The organism is Leptolyngbya boryana PCC 6306, from assembly GCF_000353285.1.
Classification (GTDB): domain Bacteria; phylum Cyanobacteriota; class Cyanobacteriia; order Leptolyngbyales; family Leptolyngbyaceae; genus Leptolyngbya; species Leptolyngbya boryana.
Genome location: NZ_KB731324.1, coordinates 422,740 through 446,716, shown reverse-complemented (window position 1 = coordinate 446,716; position 23,977 = coordinate 422,740). Strand labels below are relative to the sequence as shown.

Here is a 23,977-nt window from a genome sequence, read left to right as displayed (position 1 = left end):
TGAGCGCAGTTGACGACTAACTCGATTTCTTCTCCACCTCATCCGCCTCCACCTTTTCCGGCTTGAGCAATGGGAAGGCAATGACATCGCGAATACTTGCAGCATCAGTGAGCAGCATCACTAATCGATCGATACCAATTCCTAAACCTCCCGTTGGCGGCATCCCATATTCCAACGCTGTTAAGAAGTCCTCATCAACGCCTTGGGCTTCTAAGTCTCCAGCCGCTTTTCGAGCAGCTTGAGCTTCTAAACGTTCACGCTGATCTAAGGGATCAGTTAACTCTGAAAAACTATTGGCAGTCTCACGACCGACCATAAATAATTCAAAGCGTTCAACCAGTCCGGGCTTCGATCGATGCGGTTTTGCCAACGGAGAAATTTCAACTGGATAATCCAGAATGAATGTCGGTTGAATCAAGGTCGTTTCGACCGTTTGTTCAAACGCTTCATTGAGTAATTTACCGATCGAAGGACAATCCTCGATATTCTGCAATCCAGCCGCTTTTGCCGCAGCCTTTGCCGCTTCTAAATCGGTGAATGCTGCAAAATCGATCCCAGTCTTTTCCTGCACAATTTCATGCATCGTGACTCGTCGCCAAGGTGGAGTCAGATCAACGGGTTCACCTTGATACGTTAGCTTGAGTGTCCCGATCACATTCTGGGTCACGGTTGTGATGATTGCCTCAGTCAGGTTCATCATGTCGTGATAGTCAGCGTAGGCTTGATAAACCTCGATCGACGTAAACTCCGGATTATGCCGAGTCGAAATCCCTTCATTTCTAAAAATTCGACCCAGTTCAAACACTTTCTCAAATCCGCCCACAATCAAACGTTTGAGATGCAACTCTGTCGCAATTCGCAGATACAACTGCATGTCCATCGTGTTGTGATACGTGATGAACGGACGCGCATCCGCTCCACCCGCTTCACTCATCAACACAGGCGTTTCAATCTCAATAAAGCCTTGCTCATCTAAATAACGCCGAATTCCAGCCGTGATCAAAGCCCGCTTGCGGAAGGTATCGCGCACTTCAGGATTCACAATCAAATCGACGTAGCGCTGACGATAGCGTTTTGCGACATCTGTTAAACCATGCCACTTATCCGGCAAGGGCAACAGCGACTTCGTGAGGATGGTGTACTCTTTCACGTAAATCGATAATTCGCCTTTATCGGTGCGCTTGATGGTGCCTTTCACGCCCAAGAAATCACCTGCATCTGAGAGCTTATCGAGCTGCTTGAATGCAGTTTCGCCCATGTTTTCTTGAATCCGCTTTTTTTCTAAGTAAAGCTGAATCGTTCCGGTTTCGTCTTGAATAGTAAAAAATGCCAACTTACCCAAGAAGCGGCGCAGCATAATCCGACCTGCGATCGCAACTTCGATCGGGTCTTCTTCACCGCTCGGCAACTCAGCAAATTTTTCCTGCAACTGTGCCGCAGAGTGCGTTGATTCCCAGCGATAGGCATAGGGATTGATCCCCAACTGCTTGAGTTGATCAACCTTTTCGATCCGAGTTTGGCGAAGTTCGTCTGACATAGAAATTGAGAGAATGCAGCCTTTTATTATAGAAGTGCAACGGGCAAAGAAGTGGACATCGCAATTATCAATTTGAAATTCACGATCTTTGAAATTCACGATCACTTCACTCAATGAGGCTCCTTGACACGCTAAGATAAACTTTGGTCTTATCACGCCACATAGGGATGCCACTGTGCTGAAAAGCCTGATTGCTGACTTCAAAATTATTTTCGATCGTGACCCTGCTGCCCGGAACTGGCTGGAAGTTTTGTTTTGCTATCCAGGGCTGCAAGCTTTGATGTTCCATCGCTTCGCTCACTGGTTGTACAAAGTCGGCATTCCGTTTGTGCCGCGCTTTATGTCGCAAATTTCCCGGTTTATTACTGGGATCGAGATTCACCCTGGAGCAACAATCGGACAGGGTGTGTTTATCGATCACGGCATGGGTGTTGTGATTGGTGAAACGGCGATCGTCGGAGATTATGCGCTGATTTATCAAGGGGTAACGCTAGGCGGAACTGGTAAAGAGTGTGGAAAGCGTCACCCGACCCTGGGCGAAAACGTGATTGTGGGAGCCGGAGCGAAAGTTCTAGGCAATATCCAACTGGGTAATAATGTGCGGATCGGGGCGGGATCGGTTGTCCTGCGCGATGTGCCTTCGGATTGTACCGTTGTGGGTGTGCCGGGACGGATTGTTTACCGGGCGGGAGAGCGAGTTGAGCCGTTAGAGCATGGACGACTGCCGGATTCAGAAGCGCAAGTAATTCGGGCACTTGTCGATCGTATTGAATCTTTAGAGCAACAAATTCAGATTCTGCAAACTCGTGATTCTTTAGCTGTTTGCTATGCGATGCCTGCGGCTGAAGCTTCTGAACCTGCTGTCGAAGAGGCTGCGGTTCAGGATGGAGAGGCTTGTCGATTGCGCGATCGCGTGATTGATGAATTTCTCGACGGCGCTGGGATTTAATTTCTGATATCGCACTCCTGTTGGATTTGTCAGATCGTGCAAGTTGGGGGAATGGGGAGCAATTTTCCCTGTTCCCCCATTTCACAGCCGATTGAGGATGGCGATAGATCACTTCTAGAGAGAGAGGGAACTTTCATTCAGATTACGACTATGAATGAAGCGGCTTTATGCTGCCCATAAATTAGACGGAATCAAGGAAACTCTCAAGATGAAAAAGTATTTAGTTCTGGCTTTTTGCGCGATCGTAGGACTTTGTTTTGCGTTTGGTAGCTCTCTATTTTCTTTGCAGGCGACGGCTCAAACTCCTCGCGTTCCTGCAACTCCGGCGCGGCAAGTGAATTTAATTGATGTGGCGTTTGTGAACGAAGCAGCACAGTCTGGCTTAGGCAATATTATGCTGGGTGAGTTGGCACTACAGAAATCGAAGAACCAAGCTGTGCAACAATTTGCCCAAGCTGAAATCAAAGAGCAGCAAGGCGTAAAGGCGAATTTGACGCAAATTGCTCCTCAGATTGGGGTGACACTTCCAACGGCTACAAGTGCGAAGTTTCAAGCTGCAATGGCACGGTTATCTCAGCTTTCTGGGACTCAATTCGACAATGCTTATCTCGATGAAGGTGGGGTAAATGCTCACTTAGAGGTTGCAGCATTGTTTCAGCGAGAAGCTGCTTTTGGACGCAATCCTGATTTGATCAATGTGGTTACGAATGGCTTACCCATCATCAATCAGCATTTCACGACTGCTAGCCGCTTAACAAATTATCAGTTTGCACAAGTGGCGCGACGTTATAACGAAACGCAAAATACTTCGGCTCGGTAGACCTAAACGCGAGCGAGTGAGATCGGACTCAATCAAGTTATGGGAGTGGAGAAATTACTCCCCACTCCCCACTCTGTCTACCCCTTCATCAGCGATTTAAGGGTAACTTCCGGAGATCGCGGATTCCACCCCAATTCTTGCCGAGCTTTCGTCGCATCTACCCGAACACAGCGATCGTAGAGATAATGCACCCGCTCATTGTCGATTGGAGGTTGCCAACCTGAGAGGCGACCGATGGGATCAAGAATGCTCGCAACGATGCGCACTAAAGCTTTTGGAGCTTCGCGAGGGGCAGGGATTCCGGTTTCTTGGCTAAAGATCTCGAACATTTCTTGGGTCGTGAGATCACCTGCTGAAATGATGTAGTACTCGCCTGATTTTCCGCGATCGACGGCAAGGATCATCGCTTCTGCAAGATCATCGACATGGACAATGCCAGTGACTCTGCTGCCTCCTGCCCATACTTTCAGCCGACCTTTTTGAAACGCACTCAAGACAGGCAGGAAATGTGGATCATCTTTACCGAAAATGCCAGAAGGCATCACACTAGCAACCCATAAGCCATCTTTTACTGCTTGATCGACGAGTTGTTGAGCCTGGTACTTAGTACGATCGTAAGCAGAAGAAAACTCTGCTTGAGTACGCTGAAAGGTTTCATTAATCACGTTGCCTTGCGTATCCCCAAAAATCCCGATCGTGCTGCAATAGATCATTTTTGGGACATTGACGGCTTTTGCGACTTCTAAAACAGCGCGAGTTCCTTCAACATTTACTCGCTCCATTTCAACCGCATTCACGATTCCAAGTTCAACATAAGCGGCTGTATGAAAAACAACATCTACACCCGTCATGGCTTCCGTTAAAGCCGCACGATCGGTAATGTCACCATAAACAAATTTGACGTCACAGTCAGCAAGACGAGAGACATTACTAGATTTGCGAACCAATCCAGTGACTGAATCGCCTCGGGCTAGTAGTAATTTGACTAAATGAGATCCAGTAAATCCATTTGCTCCAGTTACTAATGCTCTCATAATTGCTTTTCGTACATGCGATAGGTTTTGTAGATTTTACCGCCTGATGCTTCGATCAGTTTTCTGGAGCGATCGTTGTCTTCATAGACCCAGGATAGTTCTGCTCGTTTGTAGGGTTTGCCTTTTTTGATTCCTCCTTGAAGTCCTAGATAGATTAATCCAAGCGGCACAAGTTTTCTCTGAAATTCGGGTAAGGAACAAATTGCAATCACCCGACCTTGATTAATCTGCCGACGATACCAGAGGAATTTGAGAATTCCGATCCAATTTAGCTTGCCGTTCACGTATTTCAGCGGGATGTTGTAATCAGGTAATCCCATCCAGAAGCCAATCATTTCACCGTTGTATTCTGCGATCGGAAAGACATCGGGATCGACTAAATCTTGCAGCGATCGCGCTTCGTCTAAGAATTCTTCTAACGTTCGAGGGGTCGAACTCCAATTATTCGCAAATGCTTTATTGAAGAGGTTATATAAGCTCACACAATCTTGCTCAAATTCCTCGCCTTTAGTTCTTAACGGTCGGAATGTGACTCCTGATTTACATGCAATTCTGTAGCCTTTTTCAAACTCAGGAGAAAGAGGCTTATCAAGTGGGAAATCATAGGCATAGGCATCTTTTGCTTTTGTCCAGCCGAGTGTTTCCAGATAAGTTGGATAGTAGGCTGGATTGTAAGGCATCATCACCATTGGAGGTGAGTCAAAGCCATCGACTAGAAATAAACAGTTATTGTGAGTCGAGAGATCAATCGGGCCTCGAACTTCGGTCATGCCTTGCGATCGCAACCAATTCTCTGCAGCTTCAAATAGTGCTTTTGCGACCTCAATATCATCAACGCACTCAAAGAAGCCAAAAATCCCGATCGCTTTTCCTTCTCGTTCCACTAAGCGATCGTTCACTGCTGCGACGATTCTCCCGATCGCGGTGCCTCGACTAATCGCAATAAACTGTTTGAGCCTGCCGTATTGGAAAAAGGTATTTTCAGGCTTGAACTGCTTCGCAACATCGCTCCGTAAAGGAGGAACCCAGTTTGGATCTCCGGAGTACACAACCCAAGGCACATTGACAAACATGTCTTGCTCAGTTGCAGATGTCACCGGAAAGACTTCAAAGGTTGGCATGATTCTTGACCAGTTCTTCACTGCTGACTATACACTGGCAGAATCCCCGAAGCAATTTTTAGATTATGGGCTTGCATAAGTTTCCTGATTTCGCAAACTTGACGATCGCTCAATTCCCGCTATCCGATGTGCAACTCGCAGCGCTGAAGTAATGGCTCCCTCATGCAAACCATCCCCAAGGTATGCGCCAGCATGATACGTATTGTTTTCTCCATTAGTGCGGATGACCTCATCTCTGTATCGAAAAGCTTCTACCGTATAGAACGGAGTATGGTGCTGTTGAATATGTAGCACCTTCGCAGGATCAATCAAACTCTCCAGATTAAACGCTAAGCTATACTGCACCGATGAGGAGATGCCGCAGAGTTGATTGAGATAAGCGTTATATCCCCATCCTCGGTCAGTTTGAAAGAAATCAAATTCTGAAAATTGCTTCACCCCATGCCGTTGATACATTGAACTATCTGTGTGCATCAGGGTTTGAGCATAGCTCTCTTTCCAATTCGCAAACCGTTGAATTTCTTCTGGCGTTGGATCACCCAGTAATTTCAAGACTTGATCAGGCGGCGTTGCAAACACGACTCTATCAAAGACCTGTGTTGCTCGATCGCTGAACGAAATTCTGACGCTATTGGGTGTTCTGAGAATCTCTGTAATTCTGCAATTGGTGAAGATCTCGCCCTGAAAACGCTCTAAGATTTTTTGAATATAAGAATAAACACCGCCTTTAATTCTCACCCAATCAACAAACACATAATCTCGTAGCGCTGGAATTGCTAGCTCTGCGGGAAAGCCATCGATCGAGCTAAACGGCATCGAGTAGCTATACATGCTGAGCAACTTCAGCCAATCCATTTGAATGCACGATCTCTGCCAAAATTCAGACATGGATTTCCCATGTAGTGATTGAGGTGTAGCACGGCGCGTCTTCCTCCACAATCCGATTGAGCGAGCATAAAGCAGAGTCAAGTTGAATGTCTCGATCGCGCGTCGCATTCCAGTAAAATTCTGCTGAATCACACCCCTTGATAGAAAGTGCCGCCCATTCTGAAAATACAACGCAGAACCTACCTGAACAGGCGCTAATTCTACTTCTAGCTCTTGCATCAATTGCAGAAAGTTCCGAAAAGCAACTGGAAATTCTAGTACACCGCCTTCTAGTACCTGATTACAGTCAGAGCAGCTAGGCTGAACGTTTTGATTGAGCGTGCGAATGTGTCCGCCTAAAATCGACTGACGTTCAAAAACACTCACCTGATGACCTTGTTGATCGAGCAAGTAGGCAGTGACTAACCCGCTTGCTCCGCCGCCTACGATCGCGATTTTCATAGTTGTATTTCCAGATGAATCGGACGTTTTGACCTATGAATTCTTAGCCTTTCGATAAAATCACATCGCCTGATAATCGTTGATACAAAAGTGCTCCCGTCCAAAAGGTCGGAGCAAATCCGGGATATCCAGATGAAGCATTACAGAAGTAGAAGTTCTTGAGCGAGGTTTCGTGATTGAGTCTGCCGAGCGTCATGTTTTTTGGGGTTAAACTTGAGCCGTAGGAGTTCCCCTGAGGACATCCACAAAACCGTTCATTTGTCGTTGGGCTACCTGTTACTTTGAAGACGATATGCTCCCTAAAATTCGGAACATAGTACTGCTCAACCACATCTAAGATCGAGTCTAAGATCTCTTCTTTTTTCTGGTAGTACGCTTTACGATCGCTCTCCTTCAACTTCCGAAAGTACTCGTAGTTCGCAACCGTCAGAAATTCAACAATCTGACAGTCTTCCGGGCAATCTCGGTGTGTGTCGCTCATCAATGTGGGTGTTGTAATCGCAAAGCTAGGACGAGAAAAATCATTCTTCTCATACATCTCATAGAAAGCTTCGTTTAAGTCTGGATGCTCCGTGTGAAATGTATTCCATCTTCCAAAGCCATAGTCTCGCAAATCTAAATCTTTCACCACACAGTACGCCATGTAGTTTGAAGGCGAATAGTCATAGTTCAGTTTTTGCCGAATCGATCGCGAAAACTTCTCTTCTCCAATCATTTTGGCGGCTTTCTTCGGGTCGATGTTACACACGATCGTATTGCCTGTAAATTCATGCAGTTGATGCGTAACGCGATCGAAGGTTTGCACCCCAATGACTGCATTATCCTGAAGCCTAAAATTGGTAACTTCCTGATTAAGCAAAACTTCGCCGCCATTTGCTTCGATGACTTTGACGAGGGAATTGATCACATGCTCAAAATGCTGCACAGGGTAGAATGCGCCGTTTTGATACCCTGTAAACAGAATCACCCAAGCATAAAATGACAGTTGATTCGGTGGAAGTAAAAAGTCTTGCCATTGCAGAGCTAGTAGAGTTTGTGCCTCTTTCGGGAGCTTGAATTTATCAAACACATCCTGAAGCGTACTATTGAGATAGAGCACTGTAGAGAACACTTCCCCAGAATGCTGTAACAATTCAACTGGATTGATCGGTGGCGATAATCGCTTTAAGCCTGCACTAGTCTTTTCTACTTCTAAAACAAACCGACGAATTTGATCGGTTGCTTCAGGGAAAAGGGCTGATAATCTACGAATCAGTTCTTGCGGGTCTGAAGGAATGTTTAGCTTGTAACCAGGCATCCGCATGTGGTCGAATCCATCGGGATCGTATCGATTGAAGGTGACATCCTGATCTAAGCCTAGTTTTTTTAAGACTCGATTGACGGTTTGCCCTTCTCCACAGTCCCAAACATAATGCAACTGGGCATTAAAACGATACTTCTTGGCTAACGTAAACGTATGCCCAAATCCGCCTGGATACTCATGAGCTTCTAAAAGCTGCACTTTTTTGCCAGAGTTTGCCATTAAAGCTGCAAAGACCAATGCGGATAAACCACTGCCCACAATCAGATAATCCGTAGTCATGGGACATTTCCTGCAAGTGTGATTAACGAGTAAAAAAGCCTTGTTCGCTTGATATTGACGGATGCAATGAATTTACTCATCCATCTCTAGATAGGGGCACGATCGCGCTCTTATCTGCAATTACTGAGAAAAGAAGCCAGCCAATAGCAGAGGAACGAGCAATAGAGCAGCAACAATCAGAAGCAATGTGCCAGGCTCAACAGTGAAAACCCAAGGTTTTTTGGGATCAGACATTATTTACTCCTGAGTTAAGTAATCGTTGACAAATTGTTGACGAGTTAGCGGTTGTCGCAAGATTAAACCTTCGCCGCCTAGCGGATTGTCTTCATTCAATGGTTTCCCTTCTACAGACAAGTACACTTTGGCTTGTGGATCAAGACTGGTTGCCGTATAAAGCACTTGTGCGACTCGATAGATCATCGAAGTACTGCCACCGCCTTGTGTAAATTCTTGCGACAGGTTGAGATGAATGCCATCCGGTTTGATCTGCAAGCTTAACAATCGGGTTCCTTTGGGAATCGTACTGTCTAAGCGATCGAGCTTCGGATGCGTGAAGAGATAATTGAGTGCTTCAGTCAGGGTAGCAGTTTCAGTTCGTTGAGGAACGCGCGACATGGCAACTGGAACCATCTCAATCTGTTGTCCTCTAGCTTGTAGCCAATAAACTTGAGCAGGAGGCTCAAAGATCGGTTGGGTGACCGTTTCTTCCCCAGATGGAACCCGTTTCGGTGCAGTAGGCGCAGAGGAAATTGGAGTCTTTGAGGTTGGCTGAGCTTTTGCTGTCGAGTGTGGACCTGTACTCGGAACTGTGTTTGCAGATTGCTCGATCTGAGTCGAGGGTTGAGACTGTATCACCAAGCGAGGATGGTTCGTTTGCCAGATGATCCAAGCCGTGCCTCCGGTTAAAGCTAAAAGCAGCGATAATCCAGCAATGACATCAGGATGAGGGGAACGAGGGATCTGAAGTTTCATAAGACACTCCTGTCCGGAGAATCATGGTTCAGAGGCAGGAACTGCTCTCTTAGCTTTTACTCTAAATCAAAAAATTGAGGAACTTGTGAGGATGAAACTGTATCGGCTTGTGTAACGGTTTGCGAAACTGTTTCATTGAATTTTTGTTACCAATTCTTTCTAGAAACTGTCAGCATCTTCAGACTGTCACACAATAGAAATGGCAACCTGGCTATCAAGAGGCGTTATGAGGATCCTAGTCATTGAAGATGACGAACTAACGGCTCAGGCATTGACTACGATTCTTACTGCCCACCACTATGCTGTAGAAGTCGCGAAAGATGGCAAATCCGGACTCGCACTCCTCGACAGTTTTGAATACGATCTATTAATCCTAGACGTTGGACTGCCGGACTTAAACGGGATCGAAGTTTGCCGACAAGTCCGCAGTGCAGCCCCGACCCCTGACAAACCCCACACTCCTCAACTTCCGATTCTGCTCCTCACGGCTTACCAAAGTCCTCACGATCGCGCACTTGGACTGGATGCAGGCGCGGATGATTATGTCGTAAAACCTTTTGATGAAGAAGAATTAGTCGCCAGAATCCGCGCACTGCTTCGTCGAGCGAGTTCGACAGGGGCTCCGATGCTCGAATGGGGAGATTTAGAATTAAATCCTAGCTCTTGTGAGGTCAGTTACGGTTCTACACCGTTGATCTTAACGCCAAAAGAATACGGACTCTTAGAACTCTTCTTACGCAACAGTCGCAGAGTTTTTAGCTGTGGCAATATTCTCGAACATTTATGGGCTTATGATGCGCCGGGAGAAGAAGCCGTTAGAACGCATATCAAAGGCTTGCGTCAGAAACTCAAAGCAGTGGGCGCACCTGCGGATTTTATTGAAACGGTTTATGGGATTGGATATCGGCTCAAACCTTTAAGCAATGCTGCTCTACTGACATCGACGATTCCGACTTCGGTCGAGCAAGAAGTTCGATCGAAGCTCGGAGCAGTTTGGACAAGCTATAAAGAGCGGATCAATGAACAGATTGCAATTATCGAGCGCGTTGCTTGTGAGTCTGATTGGACACTACAGGCATCAGCGACTCGACAAGCCCATACCTTAGCTGGAGCTTTGGGCACGTTTGGGTTTACAGAAGGCTCACAGATTGCTCGAAACATCGAACAAATCTTGGCAGGATGCCCCTTAAAGCCAAGAGCATTGACCCAACTGCAAGAACTGCTTGCAACGCTCCGTCGAGTCATTGATGTTCCAGCTTCGAGTTCTGCTCCGATTTGTCCAGAAGTCACTCCGGCGATCGCGAATCTAGCAACTGTTCAGTTGCCCTCTATCCTGGTCATCTCGCAGGATCGTGATTTTCTGGATGCGCTAGAGAGTGAATTTTTGTTGTGGAACTATCAATGCACGATCGCGACGACTGCGAAAGCGGTAATCAAGATTTGCCAAAATGATGCTCCTAGCCTTGTTCTCCTCGATCTCGACTGTTTTGATTCAATCGCAACCAGCATGGCATTGCTGACTTCGTTGCAGCAATGCTGTTCGACGATTCCAACGATTGTCCTAACCTCGCACAATGAACTGACAGAACGCCTAGAAGTTTCCCGACATGGTGGACGGTTACTTTTACAAAAAACAACCCCGATTCCACAAGTCCTAGAGGCAGTCTCTCAAGTCCTTCAACGCGCACTACCCACACCATCGAAGATTCTAGTTGTCGATGATGACATCGCTCTCCTCGATGCTTTGACAGTCTTGCTTAGTCCTTGGGGATTGAAGGTGTATACGCTCAATGATCCGCATCGCTTTTGGGAAACTTTAGAAACGGTTTCGCCGGATGTGTTAGTGCTTGACTTAGAGTTTCCTGATTTTAAGGGGATTGAACTCTGTCAAGTCGTGCGGAACGATTTGCATTGGCATCACCTACCCGTTGTGATTCTGACTGCTCATTCAGAATCAGAAACGATCTCTCAAGTCTTTGCTGCGGGTGCGGATGATTTTGTTAGTAAACCGATCGTGGGTGCAGAACTGGTCGCCAGGATTCTCAATCGGTTAGAGCGGGTCAGACTCGTTCGACAAATTTTAGACACTGACCCGCTGACGGGCGTAATGAATCGGCAGAAATCAACGCAGGAACTAGAAGCATTTTTACGATCGTCGGATCGCTCTCACCAATCTGTCGCGATCGCGGTAATTGATGTCGATCATTTACGCAGTGTCAATGCCCAATATGGTCATGCCGCAGGCGATGCGGTCTTGCGACAGTTTGGGCATTTACTCCAGCAATCGTTCTGTAGCGAGGACATTGTTGCACGCTGGGGTGGAGAAGAGTTTGTGATTGGCATGTATGGCGTAACGCGCGAAGATGGTGTGCAACGCTTGATGCAAGTGCTAGAGCGATTGAATCAGCAAGCCTTAACGACCGAGAACGGAGAAATCGTACATGTGAGCTTTAGTGCTGGAGTGGCACAATATCCCGAAGATGGCAAAGACTTAAAAACTCTCTATCGCACAGCAGATTTAGCGCTGCGTCAAGCGAAACGCTTGCGAGAGGAAACCCATTCTCAGCATACGATTAGCTCAATTCTCCCAGCCGAATCGGATGTCGTTTTAAAGTCTTGAGCGATCGTGCTTCCTCACAAGTTCCTCACAGTGTTTTTTTATCCTGAACTTAGAGCGATCTTCCCTCGCTCTCATCGAAAGAACGCCAGGAGGAACAGATATGTCGCTGATTCATTGGCAACCGCTGAAAGATTTGGAAACTCTGCGTCATCAGATGAATCAGATGTTTGATACGTGGACGCATCATGACACGGGAGGTGCACCGGGACGTGGAATGACTTGGACACCTGCGATCGAGCTAAAACAAACCGAAACTGATATTGTTCTCAAAGCAGAAGTCCCAGGTGTGGACGCGAAAGATTTAGATGTTCAAGTGACCGAGAATGCTGTGTCGATCGCGGGCAGCCATCACGCTGAAGAACGAACTGAAACAGAAGGCATGGTTCACTGTGAGTTGCGTTATGGTCAGTTTCAGCGTTGGGTTCCACTACCAACACCTGTCCACTATGAGCAAGCTAAAGCAGACTTCAAGAATGGCATTCTTACTTTGACCTTGCCGAAACTTGAACCCACTCAGCAACCTGTGTTCAAAGTAAATCTAGAAGACAAGCTGCGAACTACAGCCACCCAAAATCGTCTCGATGATGAACATCGTCAGCAGACCGCGCATCGCCGAGCGGAAGATGCGCTGGAAACGATGTCGGAAGGCGATTTGGATCAAGCCGTTCGAGAAACTGTGACTCAGGATCGACAACACGAAGAACATCGGCAAGACGCTGTTCATATGCGAGCAAAGAGCGAAGGCTAACTTGATTTTGAGGAGAAATGGTATGTCTACTACACACGATCGATCTCTATGGCAAACGGTGAAATCGATTCCGCATAACGTGATTCAGTTTATGTCAGGCGCGATCGTTCGGATCTTTGGCACGAGTGATGATGACTATCCTGCCACTGGGGTGCAACCGTTTGAAGGAGAACCAACCAAGGAGAAACATTTCTAACTTGGCTGTTTCTAACTTGACTATGGAAGGCTGGTGAGGAGTGACAAAAGCTGAGAGGTTTGATTACTATGATCAAGCCTCTCAAATTTTTGGTGATGAAGACGAATGCGGTTCGAGTTCTAGATAACTTAGGAATCTCTTACGAACTCAAAGAATACGAAGTTGATCCAGATGATTTGGCAGCAGAATCGGTTGCCAAAAAGATTGGGTTGCCTCCAGAACAAGTGTTCAAAACGTTAGTCGCGCGCGGGGATAGAAATGGCATTTGTCTTGCCGTCATTGGGGGCGATATGCAGCTTGACCTGAAGGCACTGGCAAAATTAACGGGCGATCGCAAAATTGAAACTGTCGCACTCAAAGAAGTTCAACCTCTCACAGGTTACATTCGCGGCGGAGTCACGGCACTCGCTTGTAAGAAGGATTACCCCGTTTATGTCGATGAATTGATTGAACTGTTTGACACGATTTCGATTTCGGCAGGAATGCGCGGATTGCAGATTTTATTAGCGCCGAGCGATTATCTTCGGGCGGTAAAGGGGACGTTGGGAGCAATTGCACAAGACAAACCGGCAACTTAATTCGAGAAAAAATGGTCTTTTTGACATAAGCTAAAGCTTGCTGATTGTTTAAAATTCTCACCTCCATGATTTCTAGTGAATTGTCGATCGCGCTACCCGTAACTGTTCAACCTGATGTGTCGATCGTCGTGCCCATTTATAACGAGGTTGAGAGCATTCCGAGACTGCTAGACGCGATCGGGACAAGTGCGAGCAATGCAGGATTAAGCTACGAAATTATCTGCGTTGATGATGGGTCTAGAGATGGTTCGGATGCACTCTTAAAACAGCAGGCGCAACTGCGGAGTGATTTGAAAGCGGTGATTCTGCGGCGAAATTATGGACAAACTCCGGCAATGGCAGCCGGATTTGGGCAGGCGCGGGGTAAAGTGATTATTACTTTGGATGGTGATTTACAGAACGATCCAAGTGATATTCCGAATCTTTTGCAGAAGCTTGATGAAGGATACGATTTGGTCAGTGGTTGGCGAAAAAATCGCCAAGATGCCTCTTTGACTCGCGTTTTACCCTCGAAGATTGCAAACTGGCTGATTGGCAAGGTGACAGGCGTACAACTGCATGATTACGGCTGTTCCTTAAAAGCGTATCGCTCTGAACTGGTTGCCGATATGAATCTCTACGGTGAATTGCATCGGTTCTTGCCTGCTCTCGCGTTCATTGAAGGTGCAAGAATTGCAGAAATCCCGGTGAAGCACCATGCACGGCAGTTTGGTCAAAGCAAGTATGGACTCGATCGAACATTTCGGGTTGTGATGGATTTGCTGACGGTTTCGTTTATGCGGAAGTTTTTGACCCGTCCAATGCATGTGTTTGGTTTGTTTGGATTAGCTTCGTTGGTTGCGGGACTCTCGATCGGGTTTTATTTAGCATTGATCAAAATTGGCTTTGGCGAAGATATTGGACAGCGCCCGCTCTTGATTTTGGCAGTGGTGCTCTTTCTAGCAGGCTTAAATCTGTTTAGTTTTGGCTTACTCGCTGAGATTTCAATGCGAACCTACCACGAATCGCAAGGTCGCCCGATTTATCGAATCCGGGAGATTGTGGGACGCGAAGAGTAGATTTGTTAGGACTGCGATCGCCGTCTTAGTACGTCTGCTAACTTTGTGAATGACTCCGGCAAAGGTGCGATCGCTTCAATCCATTCCTCTCGAACCGGATGAATTAATTTCAATCGCCAAGCGTGCAAAGCTTGTCCTGGAAGATTCACACCGATCGATCGTCCTGAACTATAAAGTGGATCTCCAACAATCGGATTGCCCATAAAAGCGCTATGAACTCGAATTTGATGGGTTCTTCCTGTTTCTAGCTCAAACTCTAACAGCGTATAGTTTCCCAATCGCTCTTTAATTTTCCAATGCGTGATCGCGCGTCTGCCGCCTTTTTCTTCGGGAACGATCGCTTGTTTTTGACGATCGACGGGATGCCGCCCAATCGGTTGATCAACTGTTCCACTCTCTTGCTTGGGTGCGCCATAGACGATCGCGTAATAGTCTCGCCGCGCTGTTTTCGTCCGAAATTGCTCTTGCAGATGATGAAACGCAGCTTCTGTTTTTGCAACGACGATCGCGCCTGTTGTATCTTTGTCCAGTCGATGCACGATTCCTGGACGTTGAATTCCATTGATTCCGGGCAGACTTTCACAGTGAGCTAGTAAAGCATTCACCAATGTTCCTGAATCATGTCCGGCTGAAGGATGCACAACCATACCTGCCGTTTTGTTAACGATGATCAGCGAATCGTCTTCGTAGAGAATGTCTAATGCGATCGCTTCTGGTTTGAGTTCAAGCGGTTGAGCTTCGGGTAGTTCAATCTGAATGAAATCTCCATCTGCGACCTCTGCTTTTTTCGATTGGCAGAGTTCTCCATTCACTTGAACGTGACCGGATTCGATTAATTTTTGAATCCGCGATCGTGACAGATCAGGCAGTTGATCCGCCAGATATCGATCGATGCGAATATCACTTTCTTCGACGTAAAATTCAATCAACTTTAAGGTACTTTCACCAAACTATCTACGCTACATCTTACTGTGATTTATCTACTGAAATGACTTTCTCTAGCTCTAGAATCAGAACGGGTAAGCTGTTCACAACAGTATCCCAGACCACATTCAGATCAAGCTCATCGTATTCGTGGACAAGCCGATTTCTCATTCCATTGATCGCAATCCAGGGAATTGTCGTTAAAGCTTGTTGAGTTGCTTTAGAAATTCGGTTTGATGCTTCTCCAATAACCAAAAGTCTACGAATCACGGCATCTTGAAATTGCAAATCAGTTGCCAATTCATTTTTTGTCCGTCCAGCAATGTAATTCATCACAATCTGGGCAGATTGCAACATATCAAGCAGAGATTGAAGGTCGCGATCCATAAATAATTTGAGCAGACGAGAGAATGGCATTTCGACGCAAGTAGTTGCGACTCGTTTCAATCCCGTGACGAGTGACTAAATCAACGTCTCGATGAAAAAGGGTTTTTAGCTCGTTCTCCATATAAGTTAAGTCAAATAGAGTCGGATGAGCATCTGGATGAAATTGCACCATTACGTCAATATCGCTATCTGAGCGAAAATCTTCCCGTAGAACGGAACCAAACAGAGCGAATTCAATCACTTGCCAGCGATCGCAAAACTCAGCAATTTTCTCCATTGGTAGCTCGATCGCAATCATGGCAGAGCATCTCCATTTCTCAAAGTATTTGGAAATTGTGGACGGCACTCAGACAAAATCTCATGTAAGTTCACGACATTGCCAATTACCGCGATCGCTGGCGCACCAAAATTTGCGGCTTCCATCTGTGCAGGCATCGTCGCTAAGGTTCCAATCAATTCCTCTTGCTCCGGTCGAGTGCCCCATCTGACCATCGCGATCGGCGTTTCTAAACTCAATCCACCTTGATTTAACTGTTCAATAATCGTCGGCAAATTGTGAACGCCCATGTAAATCACGATCGTTTCTGACCCTTGAGCGATCGCGCTCCAATTGACTGCCGGACGATATTTACCTGCTTCCTCGTGCCCGGTTACGAACGTCACCGATGAACTATACGATCGATGCGTCAGGGGAATTCCTGCATAAGCAGGAGCCGCAATTCCGGAAGTAACTCCAGGAACCATTTCGACAGGCACACCTGCATCAATTAGATCCGTCATTTCTTCACCACCGCGCCCAAAAATAAACGGATCGCCCCCTTTCAAGCGCACTACGATCGCAGCTTCTTGAGCTTTATCGATCAACAACTGATTAATTTCAGACTGTGCCATCGAATGCCGTCCGCGACGTTTTCCAGCATCGATTTTCTCAGCGATCGGATTGATCATCGCTAAAATCGGCTCACTCACTAACGCATCGTAAACAACAACATCCGCGCACTCTAACAAAGTCTTACCTTTCAGCGTCATCAAACCGGGATCGCCAGGTCCCGCACCGACTAAATATACTTTACCGATACCAGCCGAATGTGTTGTATCTACCATGAGTGTGGCGAAGTTTGCGAAGGGGAAAAACCGAGTATGGCTCAGTCTACTCAATTTAAGAGTCTACTCAATCTTAAGAAGTGATATCTACTACGTTTGAAACTGGATAATTGAAAAATTGTGAAATGATTATCTCAGAATACTAGCGGACTGCGTTGATCGCATTGCTAATTCTGGCGCAATCCATTCCACAATCAGATTGACAAGATCCTCGCAAAAGTCAAATGCACTGAGTAAATGTAAAGACGAGTCTGGATATTTCTCGGCAAGCGTTTGAACCGAAGCCGAGATCGCATCTGTTATCCCGCCTGAGAAGAGAAAGTAAGGCAAAATCACAATTTCCTGACATCCCTGCAATTCCGCCAAACGTGAATCTAATTTCGGCTCAACTGACCAATATGCGGAAACAGCATCGATCGCGGTTGCAAGTTCTTCAATGACAGCGTTTCCACCAGGGCGACGGCTTCCATGAGACAGCAGAATTCTTGCATCTGAAGGAATCTGACGAATTCGCTTGGCTAAAACTTTCTCCAATCCTGCATAACTGCCCAGATGAGGCATCACTTTGAGTTCGGCTGAAATGTTCGATCGCGCGATCGCAATCTGCTCTGGAATGTCTTCCATCACATGCACGCCAGGTAGCAAAAAGAGAGGCACAATCTGGATTTGAGAGATGTCAGGATGCTGACGGCTAAACTCCTCGATTTGCTCATGTAAGGGAGTGGGAGCGCATTCTAAAACAGCCGCTCCTACTGGAGTAGAAAGTTGCTGTTCGATGCGATCGCGCAGTTGATCGATCGCGATCTGGGGGCGAATATCCCGACTTCCATGCGTAACGAGAAGATAGGCAGAACGCAAGACTTAAGCCTCTCAAGAATTGTGAAGTTACGTAACATAATAGCGTTTCTGCTTCTGCTCTAACCGAGGATCAGAAAGATTTTAATCAAAGGCGATGAGAAAGCGACTGCTGCTATTGATTTTGGGTTTCGCATTACTGCTGACTCAACGTGCAAGTGCTTATACCCCTGCACAGCCTTACTCACTGTGGTTTTACTTTGATCGTGCTCCTGAAGCGGTGCAATTTGTGGAATGCAAATCGACAAGTTCTCTGCTCTGTGATCAGCCCAAGTTATTAATTCAGTATGGGAACTGTACCGATGTCGTCTGTTTGAAAACGCAGCCCGTTTTGCGATCTCCATACAAATTTGAATGTGCAGAAACGGCTTGTCTCTATCAGGAACCACTTCAGAGTCAAGGTTCTAGAGATCCGATCTTTCAATTGATTGTTCAATTTTCCAATCAAGCTCGCTCCACTCCGCCTTTTACGGCTGATTTTCGTAGTCGGATTGCGGGATATCGCGATCGCCATTTCACGGTAATTCGTCAGAATCAATCGCTCCAAGTCGAACCTGACGAAGCAATGAAGCCAACCCGTTGGGAAGTGTTTGGCATCGCATTGACGATTACACAGTGCAGTGAATTCGCGATCGCGCTGCTCTGCTTGGGTGTTCTCAGATTTAATCGATCTCAAGTTGCAAGAGTGTTGCTCTGGATCGGATTTGTGAATCTACTAACCTTTCCAGTCGTGTGGTTTTTCTTTCCATCTTTGCAAGCGTTTCAGTATCGATCGACTCGTGTCTTTGGTGTATTCAGTTTATTCAATGCGATCGGGTTTAGCCTGGCACTGGTTCATCAAAAAACAATTACGACGAAAACAATCATTAGAACTGGAATCGTCTGGTTTTTCTGTTTACCGATCGTACTAATTGCTGCATTCTTGTTCGCGGTGCTGGTTGGCTATGCAGAATTTCTACCGACAGCTTTAGGCGTTCCCAGTCTGATCACACTGATGACTTCTCAAATCTGCGTGGCGATTTGGGAAGGATGGTTATTAGCGCGATCGCAAAGTGGTCTATCGAACTATCATTCTTACTGGTTAAGTTTGTTGATCAATCTATGTAGTTTTCTATCCGGCTTAGCATTACTTCCTACATTGCAGCAGGTTGGGTGAGCGGATTATTTCGGTACCACTTTTAAAATAATCGGCGCATCTGGTACATCCATCGTTACTCTTCTCGGAGCCGAAAATGTCGCTGTTGCACTCGACGATCGATTCGGTAAAAAGGTCGCTGCTGCTTTAGTTGGAGTCAACAAATTCACGGTCACTCGCTGAGTTTTGATCGCGTCTGTACTTTCGGTGTTCAGCCACATGACTAAGTAGAAGTCACCATTCCTCTTCTGCAACAAGGTATGCCGTAAGTCTTTTACATTGCCGCTGAAATAGTAAGATAAGCTTCCAGGAGCACTGCTGCCAGACTGATCATTCAAAATCCGAATCAGATTACGTACCGCATAAAAGGCAGGTTTCGGAGTGCCATCAGCGCGAATGATGCCAAAGTTATTCTCTTGATCTGGAGCCGGACGCTGATCCATGAGTTCGTAGATAAACGTGCGTTTGATCCCACGATTGAAAAACTCCAAATACGTTCTTGGAATATACTTCGCAGAGACTTGCTCGGTCACAGCTTTGTGCGTTGTGACGCGATCGTGAATGGCATTGTGGTATCCCGTCTCGGTGACAATAATCGGTCGATCGCCTGAAAATTGTTTTGTGAGCGGCAACCAACGCCAATCAAAATCTTGCCCCGGCACACGTCCCCCTGAATAACTGTGCATATTGCCCAGTTCACTATAAGCCGCGAGCGATCCAACTTTTTTCCCATTTTCTGGTTGTGCCATGGAGGGAGCCAGCACCGGAATATTTGCCGTGGCTCGATCGCTCTTAAGCGCGCGGAACATATCCGCTTGATAGTTGCGCAATCCCTCTGGAAAAGACTTACCCTTGTAGCTCATCCTTTCCGCATTTACATCCCATTCGTTCGGTCCTTCTATCCCTGCTACATAAGGTAGTGCCTGCTTTACCTGATCGACGACATTCTGCGGTGTAATGTTGTCACGTGGATCCATCACTAACGTCGATCGAATCCCCTGTGCTCCTAAGCGGCGCATCTTGGCATACATTTTGGGATCATTCCCGCCGTCGCGAATATGTCGAATCCCCAACTCTCGCAGTCGGGGTTCAACCACATCTTCAAAGCGTCCATAGCTCGTATCGATGTAGCGCAAATGCGTCGCAATCCCTATCGAATCAATAAACGTATCCGCAGGTTTTGCACGTTCTCGAACCGTATTCGCGATCGCGACCGTCATTCCATAATCTGTGCTGAGCGGCTGACCTGTAAACACCTGAAGTGCGTATGTTCCTGCACTGAAAACCGCAGCGATTGATTCGATCATAGTTCTATCAGAGGGACTAATAATATCGCTTCGCTCATTGAGCAGTTTGAGATCTAGATTATTCAGTTAGGTTATCAAGCCTGACGTCAATTGCTGTCGATTGAGCCAGATTAAACTGAATGAAAATTTGAAGCATTGATTAGACTCGATGAATCATCAATGAGGATGAGATCATTTCGTTATCTGAAATGATCATTCATCCAAACGTAAATTCGATCATCCGTCTCCACTTTGAATCTTCTGTAGGATTCGTAACGCCGTTCACGAAGCTGAACACTGAGAAGACCTGCGAGACCCTACAGAACTTGAAGATTCGCGGTTTTATTGCGCAACTTTCTTAAAAAACTCCGAAAATGTAACGGATTGCAACGTATAATTAAACCCAATTGTCGATCACAGGTTAGGTGAACAGACTACATGCGAGTAGCGATCGCCGGAGGCGGCTTAGCAGGATTAGCCTGCGCGAAATATTTAGTCGATGCTGGACACACGCCAATCGTGCTGGAAAGCCGCGATGTACTAGGTGGATTAGTTGCAGCTTGGAAAGATGAAGATGGCGACTGGTACGAAACGGGGCTTCATGCCTTTTTCGGCGCTTATCCGAATATGCTGCAATTAATGGGTGAATTGAACATCCTCGATCGACTCCAGTGGAAAGAGCATGCTCTGATTTTTAATCAGCCTGAAAAGCCTGAAACCTATTCCTACTTCAGCGTTCCCGACATTCCCGCTCCCTTTAACGTCATTGCTTCGATTCTGAAAAACAATGACATGCTGACCTGGGAGCAGAAAATCCGCTTCGCGATCGGGCTGTGGCCGGGTGTACTCCGCGGTCAAAAGTACGTCGAAGACATGGATAAGTACAGTCTGCTGGAATGGCTACAGCGTCAAGGCATTGGCGAACGAGTCAGTTCTGATATCTTTATCGCTGCCTCGAAAGCACTGACGTTTATCAATCCTGACGAAGTTTCAGCGACGATTATCCTCACAGCACTCAATAAATTTTTACAAGAACGTTACGGCTCTAAGATTGCTTTCTTAGATGGTTCTCCCACAGAAAGATTGTGCCAACCGATCGTCGATCACATTGTTGCAGGCGGGGGCGAAGTTCACCTGAAAAAGCCGCTCAAGCAGGTCTTGTTGAATGAAGATCAGTCTGTGAAAGGCTTCTTGATTCGGGGACTAGATGGCGCACCCGATGAAGTTATCACCGCAGATAAGTACGTCTCTGCCATGTCTGTAGATGTGATGAAAGTCCTGATGCCAGAGCCTTGGAAAGCAATGCCATTTTTCCAAAAGCTCGAAGGCTTAGAAGGCGTTCCGGTGATCAACTTACATCTCTGGTTCGATCGCAAATTGACAGATATCGATCAGCTATTGTTCTCTCGCTCCGACTTACTGAGTGTCTATGCTGACATGAGCATTACCTGTAAGGCGTACGAAGACCCCGATCGCTCAATGCTGGAATTTGTCCTAGCTCCTGCAAAAGATTGGATCGACAAATCCGACGAAGCGATCATCGAAGCGACGATGAAAGAATTAGAGCGGTTATTCCCGCAACATTTAACTGGGGAAAATCCTGCTAAGTTAAGAAAATATAAAGTTGTGAAAACGCCGCGATCAGTCTACACGGCTTCTCCGGGTCGTCAGGCATACCGCCCATCGCAGGAAACGCCGATCGCAAACTTCTATCTTTCAGGAAGCTACACGATGCAGCAATATCTAGGAAGTATGGAAGGAGCCGTGCTTTCTGGTAAGCTGACAGCGCAGGCAATTACGAACGCGCCTGCTTCAACTGCCACTGAATCACCCCGATTAGTGACCAGTCAGTAGCAATTCGCACTTTGTCAACTTCCACCCTTTCCTCCGTCTTACGAATGCTGCAATTGCCCGAACAACCCTCTTCCTACCTGCGATCGCTAGCTTCTGTCGATGAGGCTTACGAACAGTGTCGCCAACTGATGGAACACTTCACGAAGTCTTTCTACTTAGCGACGCTGCTATTCCCGCTCGAAAAGCGGCGGGCAATCTGGGCAATTTATGTCTGGTGTCGCCGGACAGATGAACTTGTCGATGGCTTTAATGGCAAGCAAGCCACGAACGATACGCTTGATCAGTGGGAAGAGCGCTTAGAAAAAATCTTCGCGGGCTATCCCGAAGATGATTTCGATGTCGCACTGGTTGACACGGTGGAGCGCTTTCCGATCGAGATTCAACCGTTCCGCGACATGATTGCGGGGCAACGGATGGATCTCTATCGCAGCCGCTATGAGACGTTCGATGAGCTTTACTTGTACTGCTATCGGGTTGCAAGTACGGTTGGTTTGATGTCCACGGATGTGATGGGGCTAGCTGAGCCAGATACGACTGCGCCCTGGTATCGTCCTGAACCTAGCTATTCGCCGTTAGACGATGCGATCGCGCTCGGTGTCGCGAAACAGTTAACGAATATTTTGCGCGATGTGGGTGAAGATGCGCGTCGGGGTCGGATTTATCTACCGCTTGAGGATTTAGCGCGGTTTAATTACACCGAAGACGACTTGATGAAGGGTGTGAATGACGATCGCTGGAAAGCCCTGATGAAGTTTCAGATTGAGCGAGCGCGGCAGTTCTATGCAATGGCAGAGCGTGGCATTGGTTCATTAAATGAAGATGCCCGCTGGCCAGTTTGGTCAGCCTTGATGCTGTATAGCCAAATTTTGAACGCAATCGAGAACAATAATTATGACAATTTCAACCGTCGGGCTTATGTACCCGGGTTGAAAAAAATGTCGTTGTTACCGATTTCTTGGCTGAGAGCAAAAGTCCTTTAAGCTCTCGACAACCGATGTAGCCACATAAAGTTCGGACCTTCTGGCGAAGCACAGCGCTGAATCAGATTGTAAGAATACGAGAGATTGTCGCCCGGCAAATCATTGCGATAGCCGTCCTCAAACCACTCGCCAAACGGATCATTCACGCGCAAGCCGACGCGATCGTATCCGCGCACGACTAGAATATGTCCAAAGCTCGTAAAGTATCCATGCAGAATGCAGGGCTTGCCTTCGGAGATCGCTTTACGAATATCGAGCATTCGCCCTTGTAAAGTCAGGTCATCTTTTAATCCATAATCCTCTGCCATGATCGCCAAATCATGCGGATCATGGCGGCTTAAGCCTTTATTTTCCATGTAGCGATAGAGTTCATCCTCAAACTGCACCGCATTTGTTCGCTTCGGAATCTGGAAATACCGCATCACCATCGCAAAACTTGTGACATTGCAAGCTCCTTTCGGATTCTCAGCATTGTTGAGTTGCGTATGATAAGGGACATTTAAGAGCTTCGACGACGGTAGGGAAAAATTTGGCAGTCCGATGCTGGCTTTGCGCTCAAAGTTTTTTACCTGTCCGCGTTGATTAAAAATCTGAACATGCGGCTGAAAGACATACCAGGTATTGCGCGGAGGTCTGCCCAAAAACTGATCAACGAGTGCAACCCGAACATGATTATTGCCCACGGGTTTGTAAGAGTGAACGGTAAACTCCTCACCAACTGGGACACTGATTTTATCTTGAGCCGATAGCTTAGAAGAATCCGCTGTGGACTGTTTGAATGTTGTAGATTGCAGAACTTTGAGTTTCATAAGATTAAGCTTCCCTGACGCTAGCAGTTTACTCCGGATAAGCGATGTCAACTCAGGAATCAGACGTAAGCCGCGCCGTTTCGGATCACAACGTCTTAA

The 23,977-nt window shown here is 46.7% G+C and carries 23 protein-coding genes; 10 read left to right on the top strand and 13 right to left on the bottom strand.

Annotated elements, in window-relative coordinates; all coding sequences use genetic code 11:
* Positions 1 to 16: 16 nt before the first annotated feature.
* Positions 17 to 1,537: a lysine--tRNA ligase gene (lysS, locus tag LEPBO_RS0102070; protein ID WP_017285867.1), complete on the bottom strand. Its 1,521-nt coding sequence runs from the start codon at positions 1,535 to 1,537 to the stop codon at positions 17 to 19.
* A 175-nt stretch (positions 1,538 to 1,712) separates the two neighbouring features.
* Between lysS and cysE the strand changes: the two genes are divergently transcribed.
* A complete protein-coding gene (cysE, locus tag LEPBO_RS0102065; protein WP_017285866.1) occupies positions 1,713 to 2,486 on the top strand; it encodes a serine O-acetyltransferase in 774 nt (257 codons plus the stop codon).
* 208 nt (positions 2,487 to 2,694) lie between these two features.
* Positions 2,695 to 3,306, top strand: a complete 612-nt coding sequence (locus LEPBO_RS0102060; protein ID WP_036045149.1) for a DUF4142 domain-containing protein — start codon at positions 2,695 to 2,697, stop codon at positions 3,304 to 3,306.
* Between the two features lie 77 nt (positions 3,307 to 3,383).
* Here the strand turns inward: LEPBO_RS0102060 and LEPBO_RS0102055 are convergent, their stop codons facing one another.
* From LEPBO_RS0102055 to LEPBO_RS35875, 5 genes are all read right to left on the bottom strand, one after another.
* Positions 3,384 to 4,340 carry an NAD-dependent epimerase/dehydratase family protein gene (locus tag LEPBO_RS0102055; RefSeq protein WP_017285864.1) on the bottom strand — a complete coding sequence of 319 codons (957 nt, stop codon included), beginning with the start codon at positions 4,338 to 4,340 and terminating at the stop codon, positions 3,384 to 3,386.
* The gene (locus LEPBO_RS0102050) at positions 4,337 to 5,461 is read right to left on the bottom strand and encodes a GNAT family N-acetyltransferase (protein WP_017285863.1); all 1,125 of its coding nucleotides are present in this window, start codon (positions 5,459 to 5,461) and stop codon (positions 4,337 to 4,339) included. Before LEPBO_RS0102050 ends, LEPBO_RS0102055 begins: the two co-directional genes overlap by 4 nt.
* A 63-nt stretch (positions 5,462 to 5,524) precedes the next feature.
* A complete protein-coding gene (locus LEPBO_RS0102040) occupies positions 5,525 to 6,790 on the bottom strand; it encodes an FAD-dependent oxidoreductase (protein WP_017285862.1) in 1,266 nt (421 codons plus the stop codon).
* 43 nt (positions 6,791 to 6,833) lie between these two features.
* Positions 6,834 to 8,372 carry a phytoene desaturase family protein gene (locus tag LEPBO_RS0102035; protein ID WP_017285861.1) on the bottom strand — a complete coding sequence of 513 codons (1,539 nt, stop codon included), beginning with the start codon at positions 8,370 to 8,372 and terminating at the stop codon, positions 6,834 to 6,836.
* A 237-nt stretch (positions 8,373 to 8,609) separates the two neighbouring features.
* A complete protein-coding gene (locus tag LEPBO_RS35875; RefSeq protein WP_017285859.1) occupies positions 8,610 to 9,344 on the bottom strand; it encodes a GerMN domain-containing protein in 735 nt (244 codons plus the stop codon).
* Positions 9,345 to 9,570: 226 nt separating this feature from the next.
* On the opposite strand from LEPBO_RS35875, the gene LEPBO_RS35870 reads away from it, so the two are divergent.
* The 5 genes from LEPBO_RS35870 to LEPBO_RS0102000 all read left to right on the top strand — a co-directional run bounded on the left by LEPBO_RS35870 (position 9,571) and on the right by LEPBO_RS0102000 (position 14,544).
* Positions 9,571 to 11,964: a response regulator gene (locus LEPBO_RS35870; protein WP_017285858.1), complete on the top strand. Its 2,394-nt coding sequence runs from the start codon at positions 9,571 to 9,573 to the stop codon at positions 11,962 to 11,964.
* Positions 11,965 to 12,064: 100 nt separating this feature from the next.
* Positions 12,065 to 12,712 (top strand): Hsp20/alpha crystallin family protein, encoded by a 648-nt coding sequence (locus tag LEPBO_RS0102015; RefSeq protein ID WP_017285857.1) that lies wholly within the window; start codon positions 12,065 to 12,067, stop codon positions 12,710 to 12,712.
* A 22-nt stretch (positions 12,713 to 12,734) separates the two neighbouring features.
* Positions 12,735 to 12,908: a hypothetical protein gene (locus tag LEPBO_RS43255; RefSeq protein WP_017285856.1), complete on the top strand. Its 174-nt coding sequence runs from the start codon at positions 12,735 to 12,737 to the stop codon at positions 12,906 to 12,908.
* Between the two features lie 68 nt (positions 12,909 to 12,976).
* Positions 12,977 to 13,486, top strand: coding sequence for a Cys-tRNA(Pro) deacylase (ybaK, locus tag LEPBO_RS0102005; protein ID WP_017285855.1), 510 nt, complete (start codon positions 12,977 to 12,979; stop codon positions 13,484 to 13,486).
* A gap of 65 nt (positions 13,487 to 13,551) precedes the next feature.
* A complete protein-coding gene (locus tag LEPBO_RS0102000) occupies positions 13,552 to 14,544 on the top strand; it encodes a glycosyltransferase family 2 protein (RefSeq protein WP_017285854.1) in 993 nt (330 codons plus the stop codon).
* A 5-nt stretch (positions 14,545 to 14,549) separates the two neighbouring features.
* Here LEPBO_RS0102000 and LEPBO_RS0101995 read toward each other — a convergent pair whose 3' ends face one another.
* The 5 genes from LEPBO_RS0101995 to LEPBO_RS35865 all read right to left on the bottom strand — a co-directional run bounded on the left by LEPBO_RS0101995 (position 14,550) and on the right by LEPBO_RS35865 (position 17,817).
* Positions 14,550 to 15,473 (bottom strand): RluA family pseudouridine synthase, encoded by a 924-nt coding sequence (locus LEPBO_RS0101995; protein WP_017285853.1) that lies wholly within the window; start codon positions 15,471 to 15,473, stop codon positions 14,550 to 14,552.
* A gap of 37 nt (positions 15,474 to 15,510) precedes the next feature.
* A complete protein-coding gene (locus tag LEPBO_RS0101990) occupies positions 15,511 to 15,855 on the bottom strand; it encodes a HepT-like ribonuclease domain-containing protein (RefSeq protein ID WP_017285852.1) in 345 nt (114 codons plus the stop codon).
* A complete protein-coding gene (locus LEPBO_RS0101985; protein WP_017285851.1) occupies positions 15,827 to 16,153 on the bottom strand; it encodes a nucleotidyltransferase family protein in 327 nt (108 codons plus the stop codon). The genes LEPBO_RS0101990 and LEPBO_RS0101985 overlap by 29 nt, the downstream gene beginning before the upstream one ends.
* Positions 16,150 to 16,959 (bottom strand): uroporphyrinogen-III C-methyltransferase, encoded by an 810-nt coding sequence (cobA, locus tag LEPBO_RS0101980; RefSeq protein ID WP_017285850.1) that lies wholly within the window; start codon positions 16,957 to 16,959, stop codon positions 16,150 to 16,152. Before cobA ends, LEPBO_RS0101985 begins: the two co-directional genes overlap by 4 nt.
* Positions 16,960 to 17,088: 129 nt before the next feature.
* The gene (locus LEPBO_RS35865; RefSeq protein ID WP_017285849.1) at positions 17,089 to 17,817 is read right to left on the bottom strand and encodes a sirohydrochlorin chelatase; all 729 of its coding nucleotides are present in this window, start codon (positions 17,815 to 17,817) and stop codon (positions 17,089 to 17,091) included.
* 94 nt (positions 17,818 to 17,911) lie between these two features.
* Between LEPBO_RS35865 and LEPBO_RS0101970 the strand changes: the two genes are divergently transcribed.
* Positions 17,912 to 18,970, top strand: coding sequence for a hypothetical protein (locus LEPBO_RS0101970; protein WP_017285848.1), 1,059 nt, complete (start codon positions 17,912 to 17,914; stop codon positions 18,968 to 18,970).
* A 5-nt stretch (positions 18,971 to 18,975) separates the two neighbouring features.
* Here LEPBO_RS0101970 and LEPBO_RS0101965 read toward each other — a convergent pair whose 3' ends face one another.
* Positions 18,976 to 20,256 carry a glycoside hydrolase family 2 protein gene (locus LEPBO_RS0101965; protein ID WP_017285847.1) on the bottom strand — a complete coding sequence of 427 codons (1,281 nt, stop codon included), beginning with the start codon at positions 20,254 to 20,256 and terminating at the stop codon, positions 18,976 to 18,978.
* Between the two features lie 417 nt (positions 20,257 to 20,673).
* On the opposite strand from LEPBO_RS0101965, the gene pds reads away from it, so the two are divergent.
* Both pds and LEPBO_RS0101955 read left to right on the top strand, forming a co-directional pair.
* Positions 20,674 to 22,089, top strand: a complete 1,416-nt coding sequence (pds, locus tag LEPBO_RS0101960; RefSeq protein WP_017285846.1) for a 15-cis-phytoene desaturase — start codon at positions 20,674 to 20,676, stop codon at positions 22,087 to 22,089.
* An 11-nt stretch (positions 22,090 to 22,100) separates the two neighbouring features.
* Positions 22,101 to 23,069, top strand: a complete 969-nt coding sequence (locus tag LEPBO_RS0101955) for a phytoene synthase (RefSeq protein WP_316425900.1) — start codon at positions 22,101 to 22,103, stop codon at positions 23,067 to 23,069.
* Here the strand turns inward: LEPBO_RS0101955 and LEPBO_RS35860 are convergent.
* Entirely contained in the window at positions 23,066 to 23,878 is an 813-nt protein-coding gene (locus LEPBO_RS35860) for a C39 family peptidase (RefSeq protein WP_017285844.1), read from the bottom strand. The two genes, LEPBO_RS0101955 and LEPBO_RS35860, sit on opposite strands and share 4 nt — an antisense overlap.
* Between the last annotated feature and the right edge of the window lie 99 nt (positions 23,879 to 23,977).

Bases quoted from the DNA above. Each gene is read 5' to 3' on its own strand.
- lysS (WP_017285867.1), bottom strand. From the start codon at position 1,537: ATGTCAGACGAACTTCGCCAAACTCGGATCGAAAAGGTTGATCAACTC.
- LEPBO_RS43255 (WP_017285856.1), top strand. From the start codon at position 12,735: ATGTCTACTACACACGATCGATCTCTATGGCAAACGGTGAAATCGATT.
- LEPBO_RS0102015 (WP_017285857.1), top strand. From the start codon at position 12,065: ATGTCGCTGATTCATTGGCAACCGCTGAAAGATTTGGAAACTCTGCGT.
- LEPBO_RS0102000 (WP_017285854.1), top strand. From the start codon at position 13,552: ATGATTTCTAGTGAATTGTCGATCGCGCTACCCGTAACTGTTCAACCT.
- cobA (WP_017285850.1), bottom strand. From the start codon at position 16,959: ATGGTAGATACAACACATTCGGCTGGTATCGGTAAAGTATATTTAGTC.
- LEPBO_RS35860 (WP_017285844.1), bottom strand. From the start codon at position 23,878: ATGAAACTCAAAGTTCTGCAATCTACAACATTCAAACAGTCCACAGCG.
- ybaK (WP_017285855.1), top strand. From the start codon at position 12,977: ATGATCAAGCCTCTCAAATTTTTGGTGATGAAGACGAATGCGGTTCGA.
- LEPBO_RS0102050 (WP_017285863.1), bottom strand. From the start codon at position 5,461: ATGCCAACCTTTGAAGTCTTTCCGGTGACATCTGCAACTGAGCAAGAC.
- LEPBO_RS0102055 (WP_017285864.1), bottom strand. From the start codon at position 4,340: ATGAGAGCATTAGTAACTGGAGCAAATGGATTTACTGGATCTCATTTA.
- LEPBO_RS0102060 (WP_036045149.1), top strand. From the start codon at position 2,695: ATGAAAAAGTATTTAGTTCTGGCTTTTTGCGCGATCGTAGGACTTTGT.
- LEPBO_RS35870 (WP_017285858.1), top strand. From the start codon at position 9,571: ATGAGGATCCTAGTCATTGAAGATGACGAACTAACGGCTCAGGCATTG.
- LEPBO_RS0101985 (WP_017285851.1), bottom strand. From the start codon at position 16,153: ATGATTGCGATCGAGCTACCAATGGAGAAAATTGCTGAGTTTTGCGAT.
- LEPBO_RS0101965 (WP_017285847.1), bottom strand. From the start codon at position 20,256: ATGATCGAATCAATCGCTGCGGTTTTCAGTGCAGGAACATACGCACTT.
- LEPBO_RS0102040 (WP_017285862.1), bottom strand. From the start codon at position 6,790: ATGAAAATCGCGATCGTAGGCGGCGGAGCAAGCGGGTTAGTCACTGCC.
- LEPBO_RS35875 (WP_017285859.1), bottom strand. From the start codon at position 9,344: ATGAAACTTCAGATCCCTCGTTCCCCTCATCCTGATGTCATTGCTGGA.
- pds (WP_017285846.1), top strand. From the start codon at position 20,674: ATGCGAGTAGCGATCGCCGGAGGCGGCTTAGCAGGATTAGCCTGCGCG.
- LEPBO_RS0101970 (WP_017285848.1), top strand. From the start codon at position 17,912: ATGAGAAAGCGACTGCTGCTATTGATTTTGGGTTTCGCATTACTGCTG.
- LEPBO_RS0102035 (WP_017285861.1), bottom strand. From the start codon at position 8,372: ATGACTACGGATTATCTGATTGTGGGCAGTGGTTTATCCGCATTGGTC.
- LEPBO_RS0101990 (WP_017285852.1), bottom strand. From the start codon at position 15,855: ATGGATCGCGACCTTCAATCTCTGCTTGATATGTTGCAATCTGCCCAG.